Below are 20,406 nucleotides of genomic sequence, written 5' to 3' on the forward strand. Positions count from 1 at the left end.
ACGCCCTCCAGGCTCGGAAACCTGTCTCAAACGGGCGTTTTCTCGCGGCCTGACGAGCTCTGTTTGGTAGGATGGAACGGTCGAATCTCGACGGTTTGGAGCTCTCTTTTCAATGACATCAGAACCGAATACGCACGCCGACGAGTCTGACTACGGCGCAAGTGCCATCCAGGTTCTCGAAGGTCTCGAAGCCGTCCGGAAGCGGCCCGGTATGTACATCGGGTCCACCGGTCCACGTGGTCTGCACCACCTGGTCTACGAGATCGTCGACAACTCCGTGGACGAAGCCCTCGCCGGCTACTGCGACACGATCCTCGTGACCATCCTCGAGGACGGTGGCGTCCGCGTCGTCGACAACGGTCGAGGCATCCCGGTGGACATCCACCCGGTCGAGAAGAAGTCCACGGTCGAGGTCGTCCTCACGATCCTCCACGCCGGCGGCAAGTTCGGCGGCAGCGGCTACGCGGTCTCCGGCGGTCTGCACGGTGTCGGTTCGTCCGTCGTGAACGCACTGTCCACCCGCCTCTCGGTCGAGGTCCGCCGACAGGGGTCGGTCTGGCGTCAGAGCTTCCAGCACGGTGTGCCGGACGCGCCGCTCGAGCAAGGCGAGCCCTCCTCGGAGACCGGCACCACGATCACCTTCTGGCCGAGCCCGGACACGTTCGAGACCACCGAGTTCGACTACGAGACGCTCCGCACGCGTTTCCAGCAGATGGCCTTCCTCAACAAGGGTCTCCGCATCGAACTCGCCGACGAGCGACCCTTGCGCGACGCGATCGAGGCCGAGGACGCCGACGACAACTCGGCTGCGCACTCACAGCGGAAGGACGTCTTCTTCTACGAGCGCGGTCTCGAGGACTACGTCGAGTACCTGAACAAGGCGAAGCGTGCCGAGCTCGTCCACGACGAGATCATCTCCTTCGAGTCGGAGAACACCGAGCGCAAGATCGCGCTCGAGGTCGCGATGCAGTGGACCACGGCGTACAACGAGAGCGTCCACACCTACGCGAACACGATCAACACGCACGAGGGTGGGACGCACGAGGAGGGCTTCCGCGCGGCGCTCACCACGCTCGTGAACCGCTATGCCCGCGAGAAGGGCATACTCAAGGAGAAGGACGACAACCTCTCCGGCGACGACGTCCGCGAGGGTCTCACCGCGGTCATCTCCGTCAAGCTGTCCGAGCCGCAGTTCGAGGGCCAGACGAAGACGAAGCTCGGCAACACCGAGGCGAAGGCCTTCGTGCAGAAGGTCGTGAGCGAGCAGCTCAACGACTGGTTCGACCGCAACCCGAACCAGGCGAAGGAGATCATCCGGAAGGCGCTCCAGGCGGCGACCGCCCGCCTCGCGGCTCGCAAGGCCCGGGAGACGGCCCGACGCAAGGGACTCCTCGAGGGCGGCGGCATGCCCGGCAAGCTCAAGGACTGCCAGTCGAAGGACCCCTCGCTCTCCGAGATCTTCATCGTCGAGGGTGACTCCGCAGGCGGCTCCGCTGTCCAAGGTCGCAACCCCGAGACGCAGGCGATCCTCCCGCTCCGCGGCAAGATCCTGAACGTCGAGAAGGCGCGCCTCGACCGCGCACTGGCGAACAACGAGGTCCAGGCGATGATCACGGCGTTCGGCGCCGGCATCGGCGAGGACTTCAACCCCGACAAGGTGCGGTACCACAAGATCGTGCTCATGGCCGATGCCGACGTCGACGGCCAGCACATCACCACCCTGCTGCTGACCCTGCTGTTCCGGTACATGCGACCGCTGGTCGACCTCGGGTACGTGTACCTCGCGCAGCCGCCGCTCTACCGCCTGAAGTGGTCGAACGCCGATCACCAGTACGTGTACAGCGACCGCGAACGCGACGCCCTCCTCACCGACGGGGTCGCCTCCGGCAAGCGCATCCCGAAGGAGAACGGGATCCAGCGCTACAAGGGTCTCGGCGAGATGAACTACAAGGAGCTGTGGGAGACCACGATGGACCCGCAGACGCGGACGCTCCTCCAGGTCACGCTCGACGACGCCGCGGCTGCCGACGAGATCTTCTCCACCCTCATGGGTGAAGACGTCGAGTCCCGCCGTACCTTCATCCAGAAGAACGCGAAAGACGTCCGCTTCCTCGACATCTAGACCCTTCGACAGGCTCAGGGACCGCCCTTCGGCGGGCTCAGGGACCGGGACCAGAACCCTGTCACCGCGCAACGACACTGATCAACACTCGAACCGCTCAAGGATCGAGAGAACGTAGAGAACATGGCAGACGAAACCAACGACGAGGTAGAGGTCCCCGACGAGGACCACGGCGTACACGGCCGCATCGACCAGGTCGACCTCCAGCTCGAGATGCAGCGCAGCTACCTCGACTACGCGATGAGTGTCATCGTCGGCCGTGCGCTCCCTGACGTCCGCGACGGCCTGAAGCCCGTCCACCGCCGGGTCATCTACGCGATGTACGACGGCGGATACCGTCCCGACCGCTCCTTCTCCAAGTGCGCGCGCGTGGTCGGCGACGTCATGGGCCAGTTCCACCCCCACGGCGACACCGCGATCTACGACGCCCTGGTGCGTCTCGTCCAGCCGTGGAGCCTCCGCTACCCGCTCGCGCTCGGCCAGGGCAACTTCGGTTCGCCCGGTAACGACGGCGCTGCAGCCCCTCGGTACACCGAGACGAAGATGGCGCCGCTCGCGATGGAGATGGTGCGCGACATCGACGAGGAGACCGTCGACTTCCAGCCGAACTACGACGGCGAATCGCAGGAGCCGGTCGTCCTGCCGGCGCGGTTCCCGAACCTGCTCGTCAACGGTTCCGTCGGTATCGCGGTCGGCATGGCCACCAACATCCCGCCGCACAACCTGCGCGAGGTCGCCGACGGCGCCCTGTGGCACCTGTCGAACCCCGACGCCAGCCGTGAGGAGCTCCTCGAGGCGCTCATGCAGCGCATCAAGGGACCGGACTTCCCCACCGGTGCCCAGATCCTCGGCATCAAGGGCATCCAGGACGCGTATCGGACGGGCCGCGGCTCCATCACGATGCGCGCCGTCGTGAACGTCGAGGAGATCCAGGGTCGTACCTGCCTGGTCGTCACCGAGCTGCCGTACCAGGTGAACCCCGACAACCTGGCGCTGAAGATCGCCGACCTCGTCAAGGAGGGTCGCCTCGGCGGCGTCGCCGACATCCGCGACGAGACCTCCGGCCGCACCGGCCAGCGGCTCGTGATCGTGCTCAAGCGCGACGCGGTCGCGAAGGTCGTCCTCAACAACCTCTACAAGCACACGCCGCTGCAGGACAACTTCGGTGCGAACATGCTCGCGATCGTCGACGGCATCCCGCGCACCCTGCCGCTCGACGGCTTCATCACCAACTGGGTCACCCACCAGGTCGAGGTCATCGTCCGCCGTACGGTGTTCCGCCTGCGGAAGAAGGAGGAGCGCGCGCACATCCTCCGTGGATACCTCAAGGCGCTCGACGCCTTGGACGAGGTCATCGCCCTCATCCGTCGTTCGCCGTCGGCCGACGAGGCGCGGACCGGCCTGATGGACCTCCTCGAGATCGACGAGCTCCAGGCCAGCGCCATCCTCGACATGCAGCTGCGTCGGCTCGCAGCGCTGGAACGTCAGAAGATCATCGACGAGGCTGCCGAGATCGAGGCGCAGATCGCCGACCTCAAGGACATCCTCGCGAAGCCCGAGCGCCAGCGTCAGATCGTCAGCGAGGAGCTCACCGCGATCGTCGACCGGTACGGTGACGACCGTCGCACCGAGATCATGTTCGGCTTCGACGGCGACATGAACATGGAAGACCTCATTCCCGAGGAGGAGATGGTCATCACCGTCACCCGCGGCGGATACATCAAGCGGACGCGGAGCGACAACTACCGTCAGCAGCACCGCGGCGGCAAGGGCGTGAAGGGTGCCCAGCTGCGCGCGGACGACGTGGTCGACCACTTCTTCGTCACGACGACGCACCACTGGCTCCTCTTCTTCACCACCAAGGGTCGTGTGTACCGCGCGAAGGCGTACGAGCTGCAGGAGGCCGGCCGCGACGCGAAGGGCCAGCACGTCGCGAACCTGCTCGCCATGCAGCCCGACGAGGAGATAGCCGAGATCCTCGACATCCGCGACTACGAGGCGGCCACCTACCTCGTCCTCGCGACGCACGACGGTCTCGTCAAGAAGACGGCTCTCTCGGAGTACGACACGAACCGCTCCGGCGGCATCATCGCGATCAACCTGCGCGAGGGCGACGAGCTCACCTCGGCCCTCCTCGTGGAGAACGACAGTGACATCCTGCTCGTCTCCCGCAAGGGCATGTCGATCCGGTTCACCGCGAGCGACGAGACGCTGCGACCGATGGGACGTGCCGCCAGCGGCGTCATCGGGATGCACTTCCGCGACGAGGACAAGCTCTTGTCCGCCTCGGTCCTGCCCTCCCTCGAGGGCGAGGAACGGGAAGCGTTCGTGTTCGTCGTCACCGAAGGCGGGTTCGCCAAGCGGACCAACATCGACCAGTACCGCGGTCAGAACCGCGGTGGTCTGGGCATCAAGGTGGCCAAGCTGAACGACGATCGAGGCACGCTCGCCGGCGCCCTGATCGTGGATGAGGGCGACGAGGTCCTTGTGGTTCTCGCCAGTGGCAAGGTGGTAAGGTCTGCCGTGGCCGAAGTTCCAGCGAAGGGGCGCGACACGATGGGCGTCGTCTTCGCACGTTTCGCGGAGAGCGACCGAATCATCGCGCTGGCCAAGAACAGTGACCGAAACCTTGAGACCCAGGATGTTCCGGAGACGGTTGCAGACGCAGCGGCTCTGGAGGGTGCAGAACCCGAAGCATCCGTGCCGGACGAGACTCCGGCGATGAAGGAAGAAGTAGATGAGCAGTAGCGTCGCAGAGAAGTTGGCCAAGAAGTCGACCAAACGCACCAGCACCAAGCAGGTGCGCCTCAAGCTGGTGTACATCGACTTCTGGTCGGCGGTGAAGCTGTCGTTCCTGGCGGCGATCGCGGTCGCCGTGGTCATCGTGGTGTTCTTCTTCCTGGTGTACACCGTGCTCAACACCACGGGTGTCTTCACGAAGGTGGGCGGGCTCTTCACCGACATCGCCGGTCCCGGGAACAACATCCTCCAGTACGTCAACCTGCCGCAGGTCATGGCCTTCGCCGGCATCGTGGCGCTGCTCAACCTGATCGTCATCACGCTGATGGGAGCCCTGCTCGCGGGGCTCTACAACCTCAGCGTGAAGATCACGGGTGGTCTCCTCGTCGGGTTCACCAACAACTGACCTTCCTCCCGGTCCCAGCGTCGCTCGATTATGAGTTGCGCTGGGAATCGGGTAGTCTCATCAAGGTTCAAAACGGGGCTATAGCTCAGGCGGTTAGAGCGCTTCGCTGATAACGAAGAGGTCCCAGGTTCAAGTCCTGGTAGCCCCACCCTGCACGACACGCAACACACTCGATGGATCAGGATCTCGTGTCCGGATCTGTTCGGGGCCTTAGCTCAGTTGGTAGAGCGCCTGCTTTGCAAGCAGGATGTCGGGAGTTCGATTCTCCCAGGCTCCACAATCGAGAAGCAGCCTCCGTCACTCGACGGGGGCTGTTCTTGTTCGAGCAAGCAGCTCGCGAGCACCGCTACATCGCCGTCTACGATGTGTCACTCGCTCGGCCGCCACGACCAATCGGTCCAGTAGTCGCCACGCACGACCCACACGTCGTCGCCGAACTCTTCCGCTGACACGGTGATCGGCCGTGGGTCCCAGAGGGTGCCGTCCAGCCGGCCGCGGTCGACGAGGTAGGTGTTCTCGAAGGCTGTCCGCTCAGCTCCCGCTGGGGGTCTCACGGTGAAGAGCGACCAGCACCCGCCGTTGGCGCATTCGCTCCGCACGCTCATCAGCGTGGTGCCGTGTGGGAACCGCATCGCCTCGGTCGACGGAACGGCGGCACTCTCGGAGCGTCCGAAATCCAGGATCAGGAGCCGAAGCGGGTAGAGATGCAAAGAGACGTCCAGCACCAGCGCCACGGCGATGAGGACGGCCGCCGTCCAAGCCCGTCGGCGTCTCGTCCCTTGCATGGTGCCCCCGTCTCGCCGGCCCCCGCCGGAGACTCGACGGTAGCAGCGTTGCCCGTTCCCCGAGCGACGGCGGTTAAGCTGGCGGCATGGACATCCGCGTCGCTGCATATGCCGTCATCGTCGACGAACGGGGCATGCTGCTCTCCCACTGGAACGAGAGCGGCCACAGCGGCTGGACACTTCCAGGCGGCGGGATCGACCCCGGTGAAGACCCGGCCGACGCGGCCGTGCGCGAGGTGTTCGAGGAGACCGGGTACCACGCAGAGCTCGACGAGCTGATCGGCGTCGACTCGCAGGTCGTGCCCGCTGAGCGTCGCCTCAGCTCGACGGCCACCGGGCCGCTCCACACCCTGCGGATCGTGTACCGGGCGCACCTCACCGGCGGCACCCTGACCTATGAGGCCGATGGCAGCACCGACTATGCAGCGTGGTACCCGCTCGAGGAGGTCGGCTCGCTCGACCGCGTCAGCCTCGTCGACGTCGGCCGACGCTTCGCCGGCCTCATCTGAGGCAAGCGACCGCGGCACACGCGGCCCGCACAACACGAAGCCCCTCCCCGGTCGGAACCGGCGAGGGGCTGCGTCGTGCGAAGCGAACTCAGGAAGCCGCGGGCTCCTCGTCGGAGACCCAGAGCTCGTCGTCGGCACGGAACGTCTGCCAGACGGCGTACGCGACACCGGCCGCGGCGAGGACGCCCAAGCCGATCGCGATGACGGTACCGGCGCCGGCACCCTTCTTGGCGGGCAGCACCTGCTCGGGGACGTGGAGGCGACGCAGCGCCGACTGCACGCGCGTGTCCTTCGCGATGTCGCCGATGCTCAACACCGTGCCGACGACGCCACCGACAGCGGGGACGACGCCGTGCGAGATGCCGTGCTTCACGCCGTCGACGGCGTTCCGCGAGTACTTGATACCGCGGTCGACCGTGGGGACGACGCGGTGCTCGTAGGTGTCGCGGACGACAGGCGCCACCTGCTCCTTCGAGAAGTTCCCGAGCTGACGGCTCACCTCACGAGCGACCTCGTTGGCGTGGTTGAGTACATCCTGCTGGGAGTCCCAGAGGTCGGCAGCGGAACCCTTGAGCTTCTTGAGCTCTTTCCGGCGCTTGCGTGACAGGCTCATGTGGTCATCTCCAATGATCGCGGCAACAACGTAACCTCCATCTTGCCACTTAGACCCCTGGATACCATCCGAGAGTCCCGAACCCTTGTGCAAGAATTGTCTGTATGTCAAAGCACACCGCAGTCGCCACGTTGCACACCAACCACGGTGAGATCAAGGTCAACCTCTTCGGAGACCACGCTCCCAAGACGGTCAAGAACTTCACCGACCTGGCGACCGGCGGGCGCGAGTGGACGGACTCGAAGACGGGCCAGACCCGGAACGACGCGCTGTACAGCGACCTCATCTTCCACCGCATCATCCCCGCCTTCATGATCCAGGGCGGCGACCCGCTCGGCACCGGCACCGGCGGCCCGGGCTACAACTTCGACGACGAGATCCACCCGGAGCTCACTTTCGACGAGCCCTACATCCTCGCCATGGCGAACGCCGGCAAGCGCCGCAACGCGATCACCGGTGCCGTCGAAGGCACCAACGGCTCGCAGTTCTTCATCACCACCGTTCCGACGCAGTGGCTCCAGGGCAAGCACACCATCTTCGGTGAGGTCGCCGACGCCGACTCCCGCGCCGTCGTCGACGCCATCCAGACAGTCCCGACCGGTGCCGGCGACAAGCCGATCGAGCCGGTCGTCCTGCAGAGCGTCACCATTTCCGAGGCGTAGACCCGACTCGGAGGACAGACCGTGACCCTGCCCCGGGATCCGTCGGCCAACGTCTGCTATCGCCACCCAGACCGTCAGAGCTTCGTGCTCTGCCAGCGCTGCGGTAGGACGATCTGCGGCGAATGCCAGACGCCCGGGGCAGTCGGTTTCATCTGCCCCGAGGACATGAAGGCGCAACGCCAGAGTGCCCCGCGCAACCGGATCGGCGCGAGGATCAGCAACTCCTCCCCGATCGTCACCTACGCGATCATCGCCGTGACGGCGTTCGTGTTCCTCCTGCAATGGATTCCCGGGCTCGGCGTCACCAACGCCCTGCTGTACGCCGGCGTGTACTCGGATCCCGCCTACGGCGCCTTCCAGCCCTGGCGGATGCTGACCGCGGTCTTCGTGCACTCGCAGGGGTTCATCTTCCACATCCTGCTGAACATGTACACGCTCTGGATCTTCGGCCGGATCCTCGAGACCATGCTCGGCCACTGGCGCTTCCTCGCGCTGTACCTCGTCGCCGGGTTCGCGGGCTCCCTCGGCGTGTTGTTCCTCTCCGCCCCGCAGACCGCCGTCGTCGGTGCATCGGGAGCCATCTTCGGCCTCCTCGGCGCGTTCCTCGTCATCCAACGCCGGATGGGCGCGGACACCCGCGGGCTCCTGGTGCTCCTCGGCATCAACCTCGTGATCGGGTTCATCCCGGGTGTGAACATCGCGTGGCAGGCCCACCTGGGCGGCCTCGTCGGTGGCGCCCTCATCGGCCTCATCCTCGTCAATACCCGGAAGCGCACGCAGCAGCCCCTCCAGGTGGTCCTCATCGGCGCCGTGAGCCTCGCCTTGGTCGGCGCGAGCCTGGTCCCCGCGCTGGTCTGACGCACCTCGACAGGCTCGGTGACCGGGTCCGGCTCGGTGACCGGGTCCAGCTCGGTGACCTGGTCGGGGCTGCCGACCTGGCCTCGTCGGCGATCCCGAACCACACTCGCTTCGCGTCCATCGGTCGGGGCCGTCGGAGCGTTCGTGTGCGCCGAGCCCACGAAGGTTCAACCATGCAGCCCACGTTGAAGCTTCGAGGAGTTATCCACAGAGTTATGAACACTGGGGATAATTACACGGTTGTCATTCCCCGTGTTTCCGCGGGCCTGTGGAGTTCTCCACAGCGCGGTGTGGATAACCGGGAAGTTCTCCACATTCCTGTGGAGAACTTGGCCGGCTAGGTGCTCCGCGCACGAAACAGCGGGCCGTCCGAAGGACGACCCGCTGTGCACGAAGTATTGGGGTGGGGCTAGCGCCACCTGGTGGTCATGAGGAACCCGATGAAGGCGATGCCGAAGCCGACGAGGATGTTCCACGGCCCGAGGGACTGCACCGGCAGCAGCGTGCCGCTCAGGTAGTAGACGACGATCCAGGCGAGGCCGAGGAGCATGAACCCGAACATGACCGGCTTGAACCAGACGGCGTTCGGTGCGGGCTCGCCGCTCCTCTGCTCGGGTTCGCGGGACGGTTTGGTGCGTGCCTTCGTGCGTGCCATGCCGACATTCTACCTGTTCAGCTCAATCGCTGCCTTGAGGATCAGCTGAACCGAGGTTCTTCTGGGTAGAATCCATGGGTGACAGACGACCTTCCCTCGCGAGCGAGCGCACGCGCCTCCGAGCGCCGCGCCCCGGCGAAGCACCGCATCAGCGTCTTCGGCGTCGCGGGAGAACTCCTCATCACGGCAGGCATGGTCGTCCTGCTGTTCCTGGCTTGGCAGCTCTGGTGGAACGACATGATCATGGCCGGCAGCCAGGCGAACGCCGCATCCAGCCAGTCACAGCAGTGGATCGCGAACGCCGAGACGGAGCCGGCGCCGGAGCCGACCGTCGATGCGAGCGGCGCCCCCAACTACGGCGAACCGCCGGTGACGGCTCGCCCGGCCCCCGGCGATCCCTTCGCCGTGCTCTACGTGCCCCGGTACGGAGCGGACTACCGTCGCGTCGTCGCCGAGGGCGTCGACACGGCGACCGTCCTCAACAGCTTCGACCTCGGCGTCGGTCACTACCCCAGCACGCAGATGCCGGGTGAGGTCGGCAACTTCGTGGTCGCCGGACACCGCAAGGCCTACGGCGGCGCGATGACGCTGATCAGCGACCTGCAGATCGGCGACCGCGTCTACGTGCAGACCGCAGACGGCTACTACACCTACGTTTTCCGGAACATCACCTACGTCCTGCCCACCCAGGTCGAGGTGCTGAACCCGGTTCCCCAGTTGGACGGCGTCGCGCCCACACAGCGCATCCTCACCTTGACCACCTGCAACCCGCTCTACTCGACGGCGGAACGCAGTATCGCTTACGCGGTGTACGAGTCCTGGCAGCCACTGTCCGCCGGACCGCCCGCCGAGATCGCCGCGTCCGTCGCGGCCGCAGGAGGCTGACGATGTACGGCGCACTCTGGAGGGTCCTCCCCGGACCCGTGTGGCTGAGGATTATCATCCTCATCGTGCTGTTCGTGGCCGTGGTGGCCGCGCTCTTCACCTGGGTCTTCCCCTATGTCGACTCGTTCATCGTCGATCAGAACGTGACCGTCGGCGAGGAATGACCCGCATCCTGGTCATCGACAACTACGACAGCTTCGTCTACACGCTGATCGGATACGTCGAGCAGCTGGGTGCTGAGACCACCGTCGTCCGGAACGACGGGATCGACGTCGACGACCTCGAAGGCCGCATCCGTGAGATGGACGGCGTCCTCGTCTCACCTGGACCAGGACGCCCTGCGGACGCAGGGATCTCCGTCGCCGCTGTGCGGGCTGCGCACACCACCGGCACGCCACTCCTGGGCGTGTGCCTCGGTCACCAGGCGATCGCCGAAGCGTACGGCGCAACCGTCGGCGCCGCCGAGGAACTCATGCACGGCCAGACCTCGTCGATCGAACACAACGGCAGCATGCTCTACGAGGGCGTCCCCCACCCCTTCAACGCCACCCGCTACCACTCGCTCGCCGTCGTCGACGGCACCGTCCCCGAAGACCTCGAGGTCACCAGTCGGACGGTCGGCGGCGTCATCATGGGGCTCCGACACCGCGAGGTGCCCATCCACGGCGTCCAGTTCCATCCGGAATCGGTCTTGTCCGAAGGGGGCTACCGTCTCCTGGCGAACTGGCTCGAGACGGCCGGACTGCAGGGAGCTCGACAGCGCGCGGCGGGACTCAGCCCACTCATGCAGCGAGGCCCTTCGACAAGCTCAGGGACCGGGGTTCGCTGAGGGCTGAGGCCGGTTGCCGGGCTACGGCCCTTCGACAGGCTCAGGGAGCGGGGGTTCTCTCAGGGACCGGGACTCAGGGGCCGGGGTTCGCTGAGGGACGGGCCCTTCGACAAGCTCAGGGACCGCGGGGTGCGGCTCAGGTGCCGGGGGTGCAGCTCAGGGACGGGCAGGTGGCTCAGGGGTCGAGGAGGCCTACGGGCCGGTGCAGTACGTCAGGGTGATGACGGACTTCTGCGGGACGTCTCCCGGGCCAGGTGACATCGCCTTCACCGGATCGCCGGCGACGGCCTTGCAGGTCGCGTCCGCCTGCGGCTGCACGACGAACTGCCTCGTCGAGTCCTGCAGGTAGTTGGTCGCATCGACGAGCGGCTGGCCGACGACGTCCGTCAGGGTCACGTTCCCGCTCGACACGACGAGGTTCACCGCGGAGCCCTGATCGACCGAGGTCCCCGCTGCGGGATCCATCCGGAGCACCACACCTGCCGGCACGGTCGGCGAGTTCTCGCGCGTCACGGAGCCCTGGGTGAGCCCTGCGGCGGCGATGGCGGCCCAGGCGGCCTCTGACGACTGGTTGGTGACGTCCGGGATCTCGACCTGCACACGGCCGGTGGAGACGTAGACCTTGATCTGCGTGTTCTTCGTGACCGTCGTGCCGCTCGGCGGATCGGTGCGGATCACGTGCCCGGCCTCGTAGTCGCTGCTGGCCTCGTCGAACTTCGTGGGCACGAGCTCGAGCTGCTCGATCGTGCTGTTGGCACTCTCCCACGTGGCATCGACGAGATCGGGGACCTCACGGGAGTCGGTGGAGATGCTGGTGGCCGGCGGGAGTTGCACGACCCAGAACACCAGCGAGAAGAGGATGACCGCGATACCGGCGACCGCAGCCCAGATCCACACGACCGGTGGCCGACGCTGGGTGCGCGTGACCGTGTCGTCGGAGGTGAGCTGGCGGATCGCCTGTTCGGTGCTCGAAGCGGCCGTCGGCGAGGGGCCGAACAGGGAGTCGTGGTCGTCGCGACGGACGGGGACATGACCGGCGCCGGCCTCGTCGAGGTCCTCGCGGAACTCGACCGCGCTCTGATAGCGCTCGAAGCGGTCCTTCGCGAGGCCGCGGAGCACCACCTGGTCGAGGGCAGGAGACACCTTCGGGTTGATCGAGCTCGGCTTCACCGGTCGCTCGCTGACGTGCTGGTAGGCCACGGCGACAGCGGTGTCGCCGCGGAACGGCGCCTTGCCCGTCAGCATCTCGAAGAGCACGACACCGGTCGAGTAGAGGTCCGTCCGTGCGTCGACCGTCTCGCCCTTGGCCTGCTCCGGGGAGAAGTAGGCGGCGGTACCGAGGATGGCGGTGGTCTGAGCGACGGTGGTCGATGAGTCGGAGACGGCGCGCGCGATGCCGAAGTCGGTGACCTTGACGTCGCCGGCCGTCGTGATCATGACGTTGCCCGGCTTGATGTCGCGGTGGACGACACCGGCGCGATGCGAGTACTCGAGCGCGGTGAGGATGCTGTGCGCGATCCGCACCGCCTCCTCTGAGGCGACCGGGCCCTCGGCGATGAGGTCCTTGAGCATACGGCCTTCGACGTACTCCATGACGATGAAGGGCTCGATGAGATCGTGGCCGGAGCCGTCCTTCACGCGCTCCTCGCCGGCGTCGTACACGCGGACGATCGTGGGGTGCGCCATGCGCGAAGCTGCCTGTGCCTCCTGGCGGAAGCGGGACCGGAAGGCCGGGTCGGTGGCGAGCGTCGACTTCAGGACTTTGATGGCGACGGTGCGCCCGAGCTTGGTGTCCACGCCACGGAAGACGTTGGACATGCCTCCGCGACCGATGAGGTCGCCGACGACGTATCGACCTGCGAGCAGGCGTTGATCGTCAGCCACGTACCACCCCTGAATTCGCTTGGAGGACAAACACTAACAGCTTACTCGCGCGCCCTTCGAGCGCTCTCAGGGATGACCCTGAGAGCACTCGCGGAGGCATCGGCCTACTGTTCCTTGATGACGTTGACCGCGGTCGACGACGGCGATCCGGACGAGGTGCCGGTGCTGCATCGGACCGCGTACGACACCGTCAGCTGCCCCACGGCGTCGACCGTGATGGTGCCGGTGGTGGTGTTCGCGTCGAACTGCCCGGAGGAGTTGTTCTGGAAGTACCCACCGGAGACGGCGACGGTGTAACCGAGGAAGTCCGCACCGGTCGGGCAGGCGTTCTGCAGCGCGAGCCAGTCCACCTTGATCGTGGTCGAGGTGGCGTCCTTCGGGATGACGAGCGATCCGTCGTCGAGCGAGGACTGGTCGAGCTTCGGCGCCTCGGTCGGCGGGTCGATGACGGCGACCTCGTCGTAGACGGTCAGCGTGATGGCCGAACCGGTCTTGACGTTGCCCGTGGGGTTCACGTCGTAGACGGTGTCGACCTGCTCGGGAGACGTCGCCGGGTTGCCGACGTTCTTCGAGACGCTGAAGTTGTAGGGCGGGGCACTGAAGATCGTGTTGAGCTCTTCGAAGGACCGGCCCTGGAGGTCGCTCAGGTTGATCGGGAAGACGGTCGGCGTCGGGGTGGGTGTCGGCGTCGGGGTCTTGGTCTTCGTCGGGGTGGCGGAGCTGGCGGTCGCCGACGGCGTGGTCCCGCCGGCATCGTTCCCCTGGTTCGCGAACACCGCGATGAGCGAACCCACCAGCACGATGACGAGGAGCGCGACGAGACCGATGAGCGGCCAGGTCCACTTGCTGCGCTTCTTCTTCTCGCCCTCGACCGCTGCGTCGTCCTCGAACTGCTCGGCCTCCGCGGCCGACAGCAGCTGCGTGGTGGCGTCGTCGGCGGCCGGCATGCGGCGCGTCTGGTCCATCACGGTGGTCGCGGCTTCGCCGGCTCCACCGAGGATCATCGGGACGGCTGCGGCCGCAGCGTTGAGGTCGCCACGGCGGAGGGCCTGGGCGGCCCGGGCGACGTGCGCGGAGGACGCGGGACGATCGACCGGGTTCTTGGCGATCATCGACATGACGAAACGGCGGACCGGCTCGGCGATCGTGACCGGGAGCTCCGGCGGGGCCTCGTTGATCTGGGCCATCGCGATGGCGACCTGCGACTCGCCCGTGAACGGACGACGTCCGGCCAGGCACTCGTACGCGACGATGCCGAGCGAGTAGATGTCGGTCGACGGCGACGCCGGGTGCCCGCTCGCCTGCTCCGGCGAGAGGTACTGGACCGTTCCCATGACCTGACCGGTCGCGGTGAGCGGCACCTGGTCGGCGATGCGGGCGATGCCGAAGTCGGTGATCTTGACGCGGCCGTCGGGCGTGATGAGCAGGTTGCCCGGCTTGATGTCGCGGTGGACGAGGCCGGCGGCATGCGCGGCCTGCAGTGCCGACGAGGTCTGCGCGACGATGTCGAGCACCTTGTCGGTGGGGAGCACGCGCTCGCGCTCGAGGACGGTCGAGAGCGCCTCGCCGGGGACGAGCTCCATGACGAGGAAGGCGCTGCCGTCCTCCTCGCCGTAGTCGAAGACGTTGGCGATGCCCTCGTGATTCACCAGGGCGGCGTGCCGAGCCTCGGCACGGAAGCGCTCGAGGAACCCGGGGTCCCCCATGTACTCGTCCTTGAGGATCTTGATGGCGATGGTCCGGCCGATGACGAGGTCAGTGGCCTGCCACACCTCGCCCATTCCACCGATCGCAATACGAGATTGCAGTTCGTAGCGACCCCCGAAGGTCAGCCCGGCTGTCGGTCTCATTTATTCAGCACCGCCTCTAGTACTTTCTTCGCGATCGGCGCGGCCACGAGGTTGCCGTAACCGTCCTGTCCGAGTCCACCGCCATCTTCAACAACGACCGCCACGGCGACCTTGGGGTCGTCCGCGGGCGCGAAACCGGTGAACCACAGCGTGTACGGATCGTCCGATCCGTTCTGCGCCGTGCCTGTCTTTCCAGCCACATCGACCCCATCTATTCTTGCATTAGTCGCAGCACCGCTCTGGACGCCCTGGACCATGATGTCCGTGATCTCCTTGGCCACGTCGCTCGTGATCGGCTGCGACAACTGCGCCGGTTCGAACTCCTTCAGCACGCTCAGATCCGGGTTCACGACGCGGTTGACGAGCTGCGGGTTGCAGACGACACCGCCGTTCGCGATACCCGCGGAGACCATGGCCATCTGGAGCGCCGAGGCCCGGACCGTGTACTGCCCGAAGGCGGCCATGGCGGTCTGGTCGTCGCTCAGCGCGTTGGGGAACGTGCTCGGCTGCATCGGCATGGGGTTGAGGCCGGTGCCCGTGATGTTCACGTCCATGTTGAAGCCGAAGCTCTGCGCCATGTCGCGGATCTTCTCGTACCCGAGCTCGACACCGAGCTCGGCCAGCGGGATGTTGCAGCTGAGCTGGACGGCCGTCGCGATGGAGACGGTCGCCCCACCGCCGCAGCTGCCGCCCTCCGAGTTCCGGATCACGGTGCTCGTGCCGGGGAGGGTGTACGTCGACGGGTTCGGGAACTCCGACTCCGGCGTGTACTGGCCGGAGGCGAACGCGGCCGCCGCGGTGACGAGCTTGAACGTGGACCCGGGCGGATCGAGGTCGCCGTCGACGCCCTTGTTCAACAGCGGCTGACGGTCGTCGTCGTCGAGGGCGCGGTAGGCGTCGAGGACGGCGGCGTTGTCGTGGCTCGCGAGCACGTTCGGGTCGTAGCCGGGGCTCGACACGGACGCGAGGATCTTGCCGGTCTTCGGTTCGATCGCGACGATCGCTCCCTCTTGGTCGCCGAGGGCGTCGAACGCGGCCTGCTGCACGACGGGGTCGAGCGTGACCTCGACGGCGGCGCCCTTGGGCGCCTGCCCGGAGATGAGCCGGTTGATGGAGTCGAGGAACTGCGAGTTCGACGTGCCGCTCAGGTAGTCGTTGGTGGCGAGCTCGAGCCCGGAGGACCCCTGCGTCGGTGAGAAGTAGCCGGTGACGGGTGCGTACAACGGCCCGTTCGCGTACACCCGCTGGTACTTGTACTCGTCGTCGCTCGCGACCGATGAGGCGATCGCGGTGCCGTCCGAGAGGAGGATGGGACCGCGTTCCGTGCGGTAGCTGTCGTACAGCGTGCGCGTGTTGCGGCCGTCCGCGTTGAGGGTGTCGGCCTGGAACATCTGGATGATGGTCGTCGACCCGAACAGGGCCAGGAACATCGCCAGGACGACGATGCTCACCCGCTTGAGTTCACGATTCACGAGACCACCGCCTTGGGTTGGGTTCGGACCGTGTCGGAGATGCGCAGCAGCACGGCGATGATGATCCAGTTCGCGACGAGGGACGATCCACCGGCGGCCAGGAACGGCGTCGTGAGACCGGTGAGCGGGATGATCCGCGTCACGCCGCCGACGACGACGAAGACCTGCAGGGCGACCGTGAACGCGAGGCCGATCGAGAGCAGCTTGCCGAAGTCGTCGGTGCCCGCGTAACCGACCCGGAATCCCCGGGAGACGAGCAGCAGGTACAGCGCGAAGATGGCGAACAGACCGGCGAGACCGAGCTCCTCACCGAGGCTGGCGATGATGTAGTCGCTCTGCGGGACCGGCGTGATCTCCGGCATGCCCTGGCCGAGACCGGTGCCGAGCAGCCCGCCGTGGGCGAGGCCGAAGATCCCCTGGACGAGCTGGTAGCTGCCGCCGTCGCGGTCGAAGACCTCCGGGTTGAAGGCGTCCCACCAGTTGTGGAACCGACCGGCGACGTAGGACAGCGTCTGGCCGGCGATGAACGCGCCGGCGAAGAACATGGTGAGGCCGATGATGATCCAGCTGGCGCGGCTCGTGGCGACGTACAGCATGACGAGGAACATGCCGAAGTAGAGCAGACCCGTTCCGAGGTCGCGCTGGAAGACGATCACGCCCATCGCCATCGCCCAGACCACGAGGATCGGGCCGAGGTCGCGCAGCCGCGGGAACTGGACACCGAGGAACTTCTTGCCCACCATCGACAGGCTGTCGCGGGTGCGGACGAGGTAGCCGGCGAAGAAGACGGCGAGGGCGATCTTCGCGATCTCACCGGGCTGGAAGGTGACCGCGTCACCGATCCCGATCCAGACGCGCGCACCGTTGACCTCCCGGCCGATGCCCGGGAGCAGGGGCAGCAGGAGGAGGACGAAGGCGAAGAGGCCGGCGACGTAGGTGTACTTGAAGAGGATGCGGTGGTTCCGGATGATGAGGACGACCGCGATGGCCCCGCCGATGGCGATCGCGCTCCACACCATCTGCCGGACGGCCGCGCTCTCCCAGCCGGCGTCGCCGAGGGCGATGTCGATCCGGTAGATCTCCGCGATGCCGATCCCGCCGAGGACGGTGGCGATCGGCAGGAGGAACGGGTCGGCCTCGGCTGCGGTGTAGCGGAGCACGATGTGGAACGCGAGGACGAGGAGCGACAGCCCCGAGCCGAAGGTGATCAGGGCGAAGTCGAGATGACCGAGCGCGCCGAGCTGCACGAGCATGACGGCGACCGCGTTGATCGCGAAGGCGAAGATGAGGAGTGCCAGCTCGAGGTTGCGGAGCTTCTTCGGGAGCCGGAGCCGACGCATCGTCTTGATGACGCCGGTGTCGGCCTGGATCGGGGCTGCGACGTCACTGGTCATCGGTCACCCGCAGACGTTTGACGATGTCGAGGGCCTCGGAGAACGAGGACGCGCTGATGGTCTGGTCGACGGCCTGCCGATCGAAGTCGGAGAGCGAACCGAGCGGGATGCCCGTGTCCTCCTTGACACTCGACAGCTGGATCGGCCCGACGTCCTGCTGGATGCCCTGGTAGATGACGACCGTGTCGGTGTCGCCGCCGACGAAGTAGCGCGTCTGGGTCCAGGCGTAGCCGAGCACGACGCCGCCGACGATCGCGACGATGACGACGATGAGTCCGACGAGCCAGGTGATGCGGCGGCGCCGCGCACGGCGCTCGTCCTCCTCGATCAGCTCGTCGAGGTAGTCCTCCGACGCCGGCTCGAAGTGGGAGTTGCCGAGCGAGGTGACCCGCCCCGGGTGCAGCCAGCTGTTCGGGATGAGCGACGGCTTCTTCACCGAGGGGGTGAGCGCGAAGGCGACGGGCTTCGAGGCGGAACCGACGACGACGGGATCGGCGTCGCCGACCGGCTGGTCGACGATGTCGACGACGACGACCGTCACGTTGTCGGGTGCGCCGCGGTCGAGGCTCTGTCGGACGAGCTTCTCGGCCGTCCGCTGCGCCGACAACTCCTCCGTCAGCGTGGCCGCGATGTGCGTCTCGTCGACGACGCCGGAGAGGCCGTCGGAGCAGAGGATCCAGCGGTCGCCTGGCTGCGTGCCGAGCGTCATCGTGTCGATCTCGGGCGAGGCGTCGACGTCGCCGAGGACGCGCATGAGCACGGATCGGCGCGGGTGCACCATCGCCTCCTCCGCCGTGATCCGGCCGGAGTCGACGAGGCGCTGGACGAAGGTGTGGTCGACCGTGATCTGGCTGAGCTCGCCCTCGCGGAACAGGTAGATGCGGGAGTCGCCGATGTGGGCGATGGCGACCTCGTTGCCGATGACCGCGAGGGCGGACACCGTGGTGCCCATGCCCGTGAGCTCCCGATGCTTCGAGACCGTCTCGCCGAGGATGGAGTTGGCCGCGAGGATGGCCGCCTGCAGCGTCGCCTCGGCCGCCTCCGACGAGGGATACGGCTCGTCGGCTTCGATGATGCGGTTCAGCGCCATCGCGGAGGCGACGTCGCCTCCGGCGTGGCCACCCATGCCGTCGGCGACGACGAACAGGTGACGCCCGGAATACCCGGAGTCCTGGTTGTTTGAGCGCACTTTACCCACATGGGAGAGCGCCGCGCCGGCGCCGCTGGTCGTCACCGGGTTACCGCCGCAGCTCGAAACTGGTCTGGCCGACCTTGACGGGGGTGTCGAGCGGGATCTGCGTCGGGACACTCACGCGCTTGCCGGCGAGGAACGTGCCGTTGGTGGAATCCAGGTCCTGGACCATCCATTCGTCGTTCCAGAGCATGAGGCGTGCGTGATGGGTCGAGGTGTAGTCGTCGCGGATGATGAGTCCCGAATCGGCCGAGCGGCCGATGGTGATCGGCTCGCGTCCGAGGGGCAGCTCGGTGCCCTGCTTCGGACCGGAGACGATGACGAGGCGGGACGTGTTGTCGACCGTCGCACGCGCGGGCGTGCCGCTCGAGCCGCTCGACGTCGGCCGGCTGGGAGCCGGTGCGGTCGCGGCCCGCATCGGCTGCGGTGGCGTGGCCGGCGCGCCGTTGGACGCCTGCGGTTGCGGCTTGCGGGTGCGCGGACCGAAGAGGTCGGTGCGGAGGGCGTAGACGATGCCGAAGACGAACGTCCAGAGCAGGAGCAGGAAGCCGATGCGGAGGACCAGCAGGGTCAGTTCGCTCACGCGCCGTCTCCCCACGAGTCGCTGAAGGACGACACGTCGTGACGCCGGGTCGCGTCGCTCATCCGTCGGTCCGATCCGGCGGCCTGGGCCACGACCCGGAACACGATCCGGGTGCGGCCGATCTCGATGACGGCGTCGGGGGAGAGTGCCGCCTGGCGGAAGGGCTGACCGTTGAGCTTCGAGCCGTTCGTGGAGCCGAGGTCGCGCGCCTGTCCGGCGTTGCCGTCCCAGAGGATCTCGACGTGCTTCCGCGACGTGCCCGTGTCGGGGATGGTGATGTCGGCCTCGGTGCCACGGCCGATGACGGTGCGGGCCTGCGTGATCGGGTAGCGCTTGCCACCGATGTCGAGCACGGGCGCCCAGGTGACGGAGCCCTTGAGGTTGACGCTGTCGATCTGGACGAGGCCGTCGGGCAGGGAGCGGTCGCCGGACAGCCGGATGGTCACGGCTCCCGGGAACGAGTACCCCTGGCTCTTCGCGTGCTTCTGGACGAGCGAACCGAGCTCGTCGATGAGCGAGGGCCCGATGGCGTCCATGCGCTCGAAGTCGGTGGGGGACATGCGGACGGTGAACTTGTTGGGCACGAGGATGCGGTCGCGGGAGACGACGGCGGCCTTGGTGTCGAGCTCGCGTCGGAGGGCGCTCGTGATCTCGACCGGCTGGAGTCCGGACTTGAAGGTCTTCGCGAAGGCGCCGTTGACGGCGCGTTCGAGTCCCTTCTCGAAGTTGTCCAGAATGCCCACGGTCTCTCGATTCGTGTCGGTGTCCTGGCAATGTTAGACGGTTTGGCTGTACAGGAGGCCAATCGACGCCGGTGCCGACGACAGGTGTTCACCCGCTCGGCAGGCCGGGATCGGGCGTTGTGGAGGAGCGTCGCGGCCGTTTCGTCCCGCCCTGGCGCGGATCTCCGGTGTTCTCCGCCGTGGGTTCCGCGTGCTATCCTCGATAAGTTGCCGCGAGAGCGGTGA

At 66.8% G+C, this 20,406-nt stretch carries 19 protein-coding genes and 2 tRNA genes; 11 read left to right on the forward strand and 10 right to left on the reverse strand.

Translation table 11 applies throughout. The features are described 5' to 3' along the window. Positions 1-112 precede the first annotated feature (112 nt). From gyrB to QRN26_RS03330, 5 genes are all read left to right on the forward strand, one after another. On the forward strand, positions 113-2,122 hold the full coding sequence (gyrB, locus tag QRN26_RS03310; protein WP_056010206.1) for a DNA topoisomerase (ATP-hydrolyzing) subunit B: 2,010 nt from the start codon (positions 113-115) through the stop codon (positions 2,120-2,122). Positions 2,123-2,245: 123 nt separating this feature from the next. Next, entirely contained in the window at positions 2,246-4,870 is a 2,625-nt protein-coding gene (gene gyrA, locus QRN26_RS03315) for a DNA gyrase subunit A (protein WP_285035251.1), read from the forward strand. After that, the gene (locus QRN26_RS03320) at positions 4,860-5,267 is read left to right on the forward strand and encodes a DUF3566 domain-containing protein (protein WP_056010202.1); all 408 of its coding nucleotides are present in this window, start codon (positions 4,860-4,862) and stop codon (positions 5,265-5,267) included. The genes gyrA and QRN26_RS03320 overlap by 11 nt, the downstream gene beginning before the upstream one ends. A 74-nt stretch (positions 5,268-5,341) precedes the next feature. Beyond that, positions 5,342-5,415, forward strand: a tRNA-Ile gene (locus QRN26_RS03325). A gap of 56 nt (positions 5,416-5,471) precedes the next feature. After that, a tRNA-Ala gene (locus tag QRN26_RS03330) sits at positions 5,472-5,544 on the forward strand. Positions 5,545-5,635: 91 nt separating this feature from the next. Here QRN26_RS03330 and QRN26_RS03335 read toward each other — a convergent pair. After that, positions 5,636-6,052: a hypothetical protein gene (locus QRN26_RS03335; protein WP_285035253.1), complete on the reverse strand. Its 417-nt coding sequence runs from the start codon at positions 6,050-6,052 to the stop codon at positions 5,636-5,638. An 86-nt stretch (positions 6,053-6,138) separates the two neighbouring features. Between QRN26_RS03335 and QRN26_RS03340 the strand changes: the two genes are divergently transcribed. Beyond that, positions 6,139-6,561 carry an NUDIX hydrolase gene (locus QRN26_RS03340; RefSeq protein WP_056010199.1) on the forward strand — a complete coding sequence of 141 codons (423 nt, stop codon included), beginning with the start codon at positions 6,139-6,141 and terminating at the stop codon, positions 6,559-6,561. Positions 6,562-6,649: 88 nt separating this feature from the next. Here QRN26_RS03340 and QRN26_RS03345 read toward each other — a convergent pair whose 3' ends face one another. Next, complete coding sequence (locus tag QRN26_RS03345; protein ID WP_056010197.1) at positions 6,650-7,174, reverse strand: hypothetical protein; 525 nt, start codon at positions 7,172-7,174, stop codon at positions 6,650-6,652. A gap of 104 nt (positions 7,175-7,278) precedes the next feature. Between QRN26_RS03345 and QRN26_RS03350 the strand changes: the two genes are divergently transcribed. Together QRN26_RS03350 and QRN26_RS03355 are read left to right on the forward strand one after the other, a co-directional pair. Next, the gene (locus tag QRN26_RS03350) at positions 7,279-7,836 is read left to right on the forward strand and encodes a peptidylprolyl isomerase (RefSeq protein WP_285035255.1); all 558 of its coding nucleotides are present in this window, start codon (positions 7,279-7,281) and stop codon (positions 7,834-7,836) included. A gap of 165 nt (positions 7,837-8,001) precedes the next feature. Beyond that, positions 8,002-8,694, forward strand: a complete 693-nt coding sequence (locus QRN26_RS03355; protein WP_235526791.1) for a rhomboid family intramembrane serine protease — start codon at positions 8,002-8,004, stop codon at positions 8,692-8,694. A 409-nt stretch (positions 8,695-9,103) separates the two neighbouring features. On the opposite strand, the gene QRN26_RS03360 is transcribed toward QRN26_RS03355, so the two are convergent. Then, positions 9,104-9,349 carry a cell division protein CrgA gene (locus tag QRN26_RS03360; protein WP_056010191.1) on the reverse strand — a complete coding sequence of 82 codons (246 nt, stop codon included), beginning with the start codon at positions 9,347-9,349 and terminating at the stop codon, positions 9,104-9,106. Positions 9,350-9,427: 78 nt separating this feature from the next. Here QRN26_RS03360 and QRN26_RS03365 point away from each other — a divergent pair, with 78 nt between their 5' ends. From QRN26_RS03365 to QRN26_RS03375, 3 genes are read left to right on the forward strand one after another with little or no spacing between them, the layout of a single operon-like run. Continuing rightward, a complete protein-coding gene (locus QRN26_RS03365; protein WP_285035256.1) occupies positions 9,428-10,234 on the forward strand; it encodes a class E sortase in 807 nt (268 codons plus the stop codon). Between the two features lie 2 nt (positions 10,235-10,236). Next, positions 10,237-10,398, forward strand: a complete 162-nt coding sequence (locus tag QRN26_RS03370; RefSeq protein WP_164488336.1) for a hypothetical protein — start codon at positions 10,237-10,239, stop codon at positions 10,396-10,398. Further along, positions 10,395-11,063 (forward strand): anthranilate synthase component II, encoded by a 669-nt coding sequence (locus QRN26_RS03375; protein ID WP_285035258.1) that lies wholly within the window; start codon positions 10,395-10,397, stop codon positions 11,061-11,063. Before QRN26_RS03370 ends, QRN26_RS03375 begins: the two co-directional genes overlap by 4 nt. Positions 11,064-11,255: 192 nt before the next feature. On the opposite strand, the gene pknB is transcribed toward QRN26_RS03375, so the two are convergent. The 7 genes from pknB to QRN26_RS03410 form a co-directional block, all read right to left on the reverse strand. After that, positions 11,256-12,947 (reverse strand): Stk1 family PASTA domain-containing Ser/Thr kinase, encoded by a 1,692-nt coding sequence (gene pknB, locus QRN26_RS03380; RefSeq protein WP_285035260.1) that lies wholly within the window; start codon positions 12,945-12,947, stop codon positions 11,256-11,258. Positions 12,948-13,051: 104 nt separating this feature from the next. Next, positions 13,052-14,797: a protein kinase domain-containing protein gene (locus tag QRN26_RS03385; protein WP_056010185.1), complete on the reverse strand. Its 1,746-nt coding sequence runs from the start codon at positions 14,795-14,797 to the stop codon at positions 13,052-13,054. Further along, positions 14,794-16,269: a peptidoglycan D,D-transpeptidase FtsI family protein gene (locus QRN26_RS03390; protein WP_285035263.1), complete on the reverse strand. Its 1,476-nt coding sequence runs from the start codon at positions 16,267-16,269 to the stop codon at positions 14,794-14,796. The genes QRN26_RS03385 and QRN26_RS03390 overlap by 4 nt, the downstream gene beginning before the upstream one ends. Next, a complete protein-coding gene (locus QRN26_RS03395) occupies positions 16,266-17,663 on the reverse strand; it encodes an FtsW/RodA/SpoVE family cell cycle protein (RefSeq protein WP_056780493.1) in 1,398 nt (465 codons plus the stop codon). The genes QRN26_RS03390 and QRN26_RS03395 overlap by 4 nt, the downstream gene beginning before the upstream one ends. Then, entirely contained in the window at positions 17,653-18,897 is a 1,245-nt protein-coding gene (locus QRN26_RS03400) for a Stp1/IreP family PP2C-type Ser/Thr phosphatase (protein WP_285035265.1), read from the reverse strand. Before QRN26_RS03400 ends, QRN26_RS03395 begins: the two co-directional genes overlap by 11 nt. A gap of 4 nt (positions 18,898-18,901) precedes the next feature. Next, complete coding sequence (locus QRN26_RS03405) at positions 18,902-19,438, reverse strand: FHA domain-containing protein FhaB/FipA (RefSeq protein ID WP_285035267.1); 537 nt, start codon at positions 19,436-19,438, stop codon at positions 18,902-18,904. Beyond that, entirely contained in the window at positions 19,435-20,181 is a 747-nt protein-coding gene (locus QRN26_RS03410; RefSeq protein WP_056010176.1) for an FHA domain-containing protein, read from the reverse strand. Before QRN26_RS03410 ends, QRN26_RS03405 begins: the two co-directional genes overlap by 4 nt. Positions 20,182-20,406 lie beyond the last annotated feature (225 nt).

Origin of the sequence: Plantibacter sp. ME-Dv--P-095 (genome assembly GCF_030209365.1) — a bacterium.
Taxonomy (GTDB): domain Bacteria; phylum Actinomycetota; class Actinomycetes; order Actinomycetales; family Microbacteriaceae; genus Plantibacter.